At 72.2% G+C, this 7,473-nt stretch carries 6 protein-coding genes and 1 pseudogene; all 7 read right to left on the bottom strand.

Translation table 11 applies throughout. The features are described from left to right. A pseudogene (locus tag GL263_RS17230) lies at positions 1-189 on the bottom strand (hypothetical protein); the annotation flags it as partial. 148 nt (positions 190-337) lie between these two features. Continuing rightward, positions 338-718 (bottom strand): helix-turn-helix domain-containing protein, encoded by a 381-nt coding sequence (locus GL263_RS17225; RefSeq protein ID WP_143646307.1) that lies wholly within the window; start codon positions 716-718, stop codon positions 338-340. Positions 719-808: 90 nt separating this feature from the next. Next, the gene (locus GL263_RS17220) at positions 809-1,345 is read right to left on the bottom strand and encodes a CinA family protein (protein ID WP_182856616.1); all 537 of its coding nucleotides are present in this window, start codon (positions 1,343-1,345) and stop codon (positions 809-811) included. Next, on the bottom strand, positions 1,338-2,072 hold the full coding sequence (gene pgsA / locus GL263_RS17215; RefSeq protein ID WP_182856615.1) for a CDP-diacylglycerol--glycerol-3-phosphate 3-phosphatidyltransferase: 735 nt from the start codon (positions 2,070-2,072) through the stop codon (positions 1,338-1,340). Before pgsA ends, GL263_RS17220 begins: the two co-directional genes overlap by 8 nt. After that, entirely contained in the window at positions 2,069-3,610 is a 1,542-nt protein-coding gene (gene rimO, locus GL263_RS17210; protein ID WP_182856614.1) for a 30S ribosomal protein S12 methylthiotransferase RimO, read from the bottom strand. Before rimO ends, pgsA begins: the two co-directional genes overlap by 4 nt. 72 nt (positions 3,611-3,682) lie before the next feature. Further along, a complete protein-coding gene (locus GL263_RS17205) occupies positions 3,683-4,501 on the bottom strand; it encodes a helix-turn-helix domain-containing protein (protein ID WP_182856613.1) in 819 nt (272 codons plus the stop codon). A 286-nt stretch (positions 4,502-4,787) separates the two neighbouring features. Then, positions 4,788-7,424, bottom strand: a complete 2,637-nt coding sequence (locus GL263_RS17200; RefSeq protein WP_182856612.1) for a DNA translocase FtsK — start codon at positions 7,422-7,424, stop codon at positions 4,788-4,790. Between the last annotated feature and the right edge of the window lie 49 nt (positions 7,425-7,473).

Below are 7,473 nucleotides of genomic sequence, written 5' to 3'. Positions count from 1 at the left end.
GTGCAGGGGCACCAGCCCGAGTCCCCAGAGGCCGAGCAGCACCAGGGCGCCGGTGTGCCCCTCCGGGTGGGGGCCGGTCGCCGTCCACCACAGGGCGAGCGCCCCGGCCGCGAGGAGCGGCGGGACGACCCGCCTGGCGGAGGACCGGCCACGGGCCGTGCGGGGCCGCCGCACGGTGGGAGCGCGCATGGCACCATGCTGGGCCGCCCGCGCCGGGCACGCGAGCGTGACTCACCGGGCCCGGCGCGAGTCACCGGAAACGCCGTGATGCCCGGAACAGAGACGAGGTGCCGGGGCACGGGCCCCGGCACCTCGGTGTACTGGTTGGTGTGACGCGTCAGGCGGCGACGACGTCCACGGCCTCGGCAGGCCGCTTGATCGTCACCCGCTCCCCCGGGCGACCTGTGACCGAGGTCACAGACACAGGGTTGAGCATGGGCCGCATCGGCGCAGGTACGGCGTCACGCGCCGCGGACTGCGCCAGCTCGGCGAGTGCCAGCTCATCGCTGACCTCTCGCATCAGCTCGGACATCCGGATGTCCAGCGCGTCACAGATCGACGACAGCAGCTCGGAGGAAGCCTCCTTCTGCCCTCGCTCGACCTCGGACAGGTAGCCGAGGGAGACGCGTGCGGATGCGGAGACTTCGCGCAGGGTGCGGCCCTGACGCTGGCGCTGCCGACGCAGCACGTCACCCAACAGGCGACGGAGCAGAATCATCGGTGGCTCCCTCCTCGGACCGCGTTCCTGGATCCTTCATGCCCCACCGTACCGCCTACAACCGTTACGGCGCCGGGCACGCTGTTGTGTTCACTCAGGGCTGCAAACATCAAGTCCCCCCACTGTGTTCCGTATGCTTCGGCCCGCGTTCTCCACGAGTTCCCCGTGGAGGAGCTGCAGAACGGCTCGAACACTCTTCCGGCGAATCTCGACGCGGTCGCCGTCGAGCGACAGCCGCTCGGCCACCGGCGGCCGCCCGTGGGGCCCGGCGACGGCCACGAAGACGGTCCCGACCGGCTGGCCGTCCTGGCGCTCCGGGCCCGCGACGCCGGTGGTGGCCACCCCCCAGTCGGAGTCCAGGGCCTCGCGGACCCCGGCGGCCATCTGGCGGGCCACCTCGGCGTCGACCGCGCCGCGCTCGTCCAGCAGGTCCTGGTCCACCCCGAGCACGCTGGCCTTGAGGTCGGTGGCGTAGGCCGTGACCGAGCCGCGGAAGACGCGGGAGGCGCCGGGGGCGTCGGTCAGTTCGGCGGCCACCAGGCCGCCGGTCAGCGACTCCGCGGCCGCGACGGTCTGCCCCCTGCGCGTCAGGAGGTCCACCGCCTGTGCCGCCGCCTCGTCAGCCATGCGCCCGCTCCTCTCTCACCGCCCGCTCGTCGGCTTCGTCGGCGTCGGCGGCTCCGCCGTCGGCCGTCTCGGTCGGTGTTGATCCACTCCTGCCCGGTTCTGCGGCGGCCAGTCCGGCGCGGCGCAGTACGACGGCCTGCCGGACGTAGTCCAGCGCGGTGCCGACGGTCAGCGCGACCGCCACGGCCATCACCCACCAGCGCAGCGTGGCCAGCGGCCCGGTCAGCGCGAGGATGTACATGCCGACCGCGATGCCCTGGGCGAGGGTCTTCATCTTGCCGCCCCGGCTGGCCGGGATCACTCCGTGCCGGATCACCCAGAAACGCATCAGGGTGATACCCAGTTCGCGGGCGAGGATCACCCCGGTCACCCACCAGGACAGGTCGCCGAGCGCGGAGAGGCAGATCAGGGCGGCGCCCATGATGGCCTTGTCGGCGATGGGGTCCGCGATCTTGCCGAAGTCGGTGACGAGGTTCCGGCGCCGGGCCAGTTCGCCGTCGAACAGGTCGGTGATCATGGCGACGGAGAACGCGGCCCAGGCGAGCGAGCGCCAGGCCGGGTCGTGGCCGCCCTGAGCCAGCATCAGCGCCACAAACGCCGGCACCAGCAGGAGCCGGAGCATGGTGAGGATGTTGGCGATGTTCCACAGGCTCACCTGCGTCGGAGCGGAACGCTTCGTCCGTGCCACGGACCCGCTTCCCGCAGCCGAAGCCGGGACGCCCGTCATGTTCCCGCCTCCTCGTGGGCCAAAGGCTCGGCGACGAGGTCGACGCCCTCCGACGCCACCGCCTTGGCTTCGACCATACGTCCGGGCGCCAGCCCGTGGGAGTCGGAGGCGGTCAGCCGCACGAGGCCGTCCGTCTCGGGGGCCTGGTGCGCGGCGCGGCCGAGCACACCGTCCTCGGTGTCGACGGACTCCACCAGCACCCTCAGCGACTCCCCCACCCGTTCCTCGGCGCGCTGCGCGGTCAGCTCCTCGGCGAGCAGGGAGACCCGCGCCAGCCGCTCGGCGACGACGTCCTCGGGGTGCTTGTCCTGGTAGGTGACGGCCTCGGTGCCCTCCTCGTCGGAGTAGCCGAAGACGCCGATGGCGTCCAGCCGGGCCTCGGTCAGGAAGCGCTCCAGCTCGGCGAGGTCGGTCTCCGTCTCGCCGGGGAAGCCGACGATGAAGTTGGACCGGACGCCGGCGTGCGGCGCCTTGGTCCGGATGGTCTCCAGCAGGCCCAGGAAGCGGTCGGTGTCGCCGAAGCGCCGCATCGCGCGCAGCACGTCGGGCGCCGAGTGCTGGAAGGAAAGGTCGAAGTAGGGGGCCACCTTGTCGGTGCCGGTCAGCACGTCGATCAGGCCGGGACGCATCTCGGCCGGCTGGAGGTAGCTGACGCGGATCCGCTCCAGGCCGTCGACGGCGGCCAGCTCGGGCAGCAGCGACTCCAGCAGACGGATGTCCCCCAGGTCCTTGCCGTAGCTGGTGTTGTTCTCGGAGACCAGCATGATCTCCTTGACTCCCTGCTCGGCCAGCCACCGGGTCTCGTTGAGCACGTCCGAGGGCCGGCGGGAGATGAAGGACCCGCGGAAGGTGGGGATGGCGCAGAAGCTGCACCGGCGGTCGCAGCCGGACGCGAGCTTCACCGAGGCGACCGGGCTGCGGCCCAGCCGGACCCGCAGCGGCGGCCGGGGCCCGGAGGCCGGCGCCACCCCGGCCGGCAGGTCGGCCGGCGCTCCGGCGGCCAGGCCCTCGGATTCCGGCCCCTCGGGTTCCGGGATGCCGAACGCGGCGGTCTCCGTCGCGGCGTCCCCGTGCCCGGGCAGGGCCACGCCGTGGCCCTCGGCCTGCCGCTCGGCGGGGCTGATCGGCAGGAGCTTGCGGCGGTCGCGCGGGGTGTGCGAGGCATGCACACCGCCGGCGAGGATGGTCTGGAGGCGGTCGGAGATGTTCGCGTAGTCGTCGAAGCCGAGAACGCCGTCGGCCTCCGGCAGCGCGTCGGCGAGTTCCCTGCCGTAGCGCTCGGCCATGCAGCCGACGGCGACGACGGCCTGCGTGCGGCCGTGGTCCTTCAGGTCGTTGGCCTCCAGGAGGGCGTCGACCGAGTCCTTCTTGGCGGCCTCGACGAAGCCGCAGGTGTTGACGACGGCGACGTCCGCCTCGGCGGCGTCCTGGACGAGGTCCCAGCCGTCGGCCGCGAGACGGCCCGCCAGCTCCTCCGAGTCGACCTCGTTACGGGCACAGCCAAGGGTGACAAGGGCGACGGTACGGCGTTCGGGCATGGGCTCAAGACTACTTCGTCCAGCTCACCGCTCGGTCCGCACCCACCAGCGCACCGCGCCCTGTCTGACGGATCAGCCCTGTTCCGGGTCGCCCTTGGTGTAGCTGAGCCGCTCGACCTGGCCGATGGCGCTGCCGCGGTCGACCTTCTTGCCGTTGACGTACAGCTCCACCGCGCCGCCGTTGCCCAGCACCAGGGAGATCTCCTCCTTGTCGGTGAAGGTCCTGGAGTCCCCGTCGTTGAGCACACCCTCGTGCATCAGCCGGCCCGTGTGGTCCTCGGCGGAGATCCAGCTGCTGCCGCCGGTCGCCACGAGCCTGACCGTCACCCGGTTGGCGGGCGCGGCGGCGATGGCGCTGTCGGAGGGGTCGGGCTTGGGCTTCTTGGTGCGTTCGGGTTCGGTCTTCTCGCCCCTGGTGTCCTTCTCCGCGTCCGGGCTGGCCTCGGCGGTCGGCCCGGAGTCGGCCGTCGTACGGGTGTCGCCGCCGCCTCCGAACAGGGTGAAGCCGACAAAGCCGATCACGGCGACGATGGCCGCGACCATCGCGGCGGTCCAGTTGGGGCGGCGGGCCTCGGGCCTGATCCGTTCCGCCTCGAAGAGCGGCGCGGCGGACGTCGGTTCCGGACGGCCGCCGTGATCGGCGTCGTACTGCGCCACCAGGGAGTCGGCGTCCAGCCCGACGGCGCGGGCGAGCGCGCGCACATGTCCTCGCGCGTACACGTCGCCGCCGCAACGGGAGAAGTCGTCCTGCTCGATCGCCTGCACGATCGGCACACGCACCCGGGTGGCGGAGCTGACCTGGTCGACGGTCAGCCCGGTGTCGATCCGGGCCAGCTTGAGGGCTCGACCGACCGAAGGCCGGCCATCTTCGGGGGAGTTGCCGATGGACACGGGAGCGCCTTTCGAGCGTGTAGCCACCTGCTGAAGATTCAGTCTAGAGGGGCGGGGGGAGATTCGGGCAAGCGGGCGGTGGGTGTCTGTCCGCCATCGGGATTGTCCGACGCCCCGGTGGCGGGCTGGTGGATCCTCGGGGTCGGTACGTCTACACCTGTCCCAAGTAACGTGACGTATGCCCGCGGGAAACGGTTGCCCCGAGGATCGTCACGACTCGGACTCGAAGATCTTCACAACCCGCGCGCGCCGTCGCCGCCGGACGGACGGGCCCGCCGGACGGCGCCTAGGCCCCGCCGCGGATCGTGGCCAGCACCTCGTCGAGGTCGTCGGCCTTGATGAGCACGTCCCGCGCCTTGGAGCCCTCGCTCGGGCCGACGATCCCCCGCGACTCCATCAGGTCCATCAGCCGGCCGGCCTTGGCGAAGCCGACGCGCAGCTTGCGCTGCAGCATCGAGGTGGAGCCGAACTGCGTGCTGACGACCAGCTCGGCCGCCTGGCACAGCAGGTCGAGGTCGTCGCCGATGTCCTCGTCGATCTCCTTCTTGCGGCCCTGGCCGACGGTGACGTCGTCCCGGAAGTCGGGCGCCATCTGCTCCTTGCAGTGCGCGACCACGGCCCGGATCTCGTCCTCGGTGACAAAGGCGCCCTGCATGCGGACGGGCTTGTTGGCGCCCATCGGGAGGTACAGCCCGTCGCCCTTGCCGATCAGCTTCTCGGCACCCGGCTGGTCGAGGATGACCCGGCTGTCGGCGAGCGAGGACGTCGCGAAGGCGAGCCGGGACGGCACGTTCGCCTTGATGAGGCCGGTCACCACGTCCACCGAGGGCCGCTGGGTGGCCAGCACGAGGTGGATGCCGGCCGCGCGGGCCAACTGGGTGATGCGGACGATGGCGTCCTCCACGTCGCGGGGGGCCACCATCATCAGGTCGGCCAGCTCGTCGACGATGACCAGCAGGTAGGGGTAGGGCGCCAGCTCCCGCTCGCTGCCGGCCGGCGGGGTGACCTTGCCGGCGCGGACGGCGGCGTTGAAGTCGTCGATGTGCCGGTATCCGTAGGCGGCCAGGTCGTCGTAGCGCAGGTCCATCTCGCGCACCACCCACTGGAGGGCCTCCGCGGCCCGCTTGGGGTTGGTGATGATCGGGGTGATCAGGTGCGGGATGCCCTCGTAGGCGGTGAGCTCGACCCGCTTGGGGTCGACGAGGACCATCCGCACGTCCTCGGGGGTGGCCCGCATCATGATCGAGGTGATCAGGCAGTTGATGCAGGAGGACTTGCCGGAGCCGGTGGCGCCGGCGACCAGGATGTGCGGCATCTTCGCGAGGTTCGAGGTGACGTAGCCGCCCTCGACGTCCTTGCCCAGCGCGACCACCATGGGGTGCTCGTCCCCGACGGCTTCGGTGGAGCGCAGCACGTCGCCGCAGTTGACCATCTCCCGGTCGCTGTTGGGGATCTCGATGCCCACCGCCGACTTGCCCGGGATGGGCGAGATGATCCGCACGTCGGGGCTGGCGACCGCGTAGGCGATGTTCTTCGTCAGCGCGGTGATCTTCTCGACCTTGACCGCCGGGCCCAGCTCCACCTCGTACCGGGTGACGGTCGGGCCCCGGGTGAAGCCGGTGACGGCCGCGTCCACCTTGAACTCGGTGAACACGGTGCTCAGCGAGGCGACGACAGCGTCGTTCGCGGGGCTGCGGGTGCGGCCGGGGCCACCGCGCTCCAGCAGGTCGAGTGAGGGCAGCGCGTAGGTGATGTCCCCGGCGAGTTGCAGCTGCTCGGCGCGCGCCGGCAGGCCCTCCGCCGGTTCGGCCGCCGGTTTGGTGAGGTCGGGGACGCCGCTCGCGCTCTCCTCGGGCTCCGCGGCGGGGGCTTCCGTCCGCGGCGGCCGGGTGGCGGAGCGGCGGCGGCCGGCCCCGCCGCTGAGTTCGGCGATGAGCGGTGAGGGCTGCACTCCGTGCAGCACGGCGCCGTCCAGGTCCAGGTCGGTCGCGGCCCCCGCGGCCAGGTCGACGGCGCCCACGGAGTCGTCGGGGCCGGCGTCCGAGGGCTGCGGGGCGGCGCGCCGGGTGCGGCGGCGGTCCAGGGCCCGCTTCTCGGCGTGCACCGGGTCGACCTGCTTGCGGAAGTCGGCCCGTCGGCGGGTCGGCGGCGCCTCGTGGTCGTCGTCCGGCTCGTCGCCGGCGGTCCGGCGGGTCCGGCCGTCGTCGGCGACCACTCCCAGCCGCACGCCGAGCTGCCTCAGGCGCTGCGGGATCGCGACCACGGGTGTCGCGGTGACGACCAGGACGCCGAACAGTGTGAGCAGCACCAGCAGCGGCACCGCCAGCACCTCGCTGACGGTGAGGATCAGCGGCTTCGACGCGGCCCACCCGATCAGTCCACCCGCGTCGCGCATCGCGTCGTGGCCCTCGCCACGGCCCGGCGCGCCGCAGGCGATGTGCACAAGTCCCAGCACGCCGAGCACCAGCGTGCTCAGGCCGATGACGATGCGGCCGTTGGCCTCCGGCTTCTCCGGATGCCTTATGAACCGCACGGCCATGACCGTGAGCAGTATCGGCACCAGCAGGTCGAGCCGTCCGAAGGCGCCGGTCACCAGCATGGTGATCAGGTCGCCGACCGGGCCGCGCAGGTTGGACCAGGTACCGGCGGCGACGACCAGCGCCAGCGCGAGCAGCAGCAGCGCCACCCCGTCCTTGCGGTGGGCGGGGTCGAGCCCCTTGGCTCCGCGCCCTATGCCGCGGAACACCGCGCCGACGGCGTGTGCCAGGCCGAGCCAGAGCGCCCGCAGCATGCGGTAGAGGCCGTTGCGCGGCGGCGGCGTCTTCTTCGCCGGGGGCCGGCGGGTGGCGGCCTTCTTCGCCGGCGCGCTCCTGCCCGCGCTCTTCTTCGCGGGTGCCTTCTTGCCGGACGTGGAGGGGGCCATGGTGGTGAGATTACCGTCGTCGGGCTGGAGAGACACGGATGGATAGCCC

It is taken from the genome of Streptomyces durbertensis (genome assembly GCF_014156695.1).
In the GTDB taxonomy this organism is placed as follows: Bacteria; Actinomycetota; Actinomycetes; order Streptomycetales; family Streptomycetaceae; genus Streptomyces; species Streptomyces durbertensis.
The sequence above is the reverse complement of the archived record's forward strand: the minus strand, read 5'-3'. Positions and strand labels throughout refer to the sequence as shown.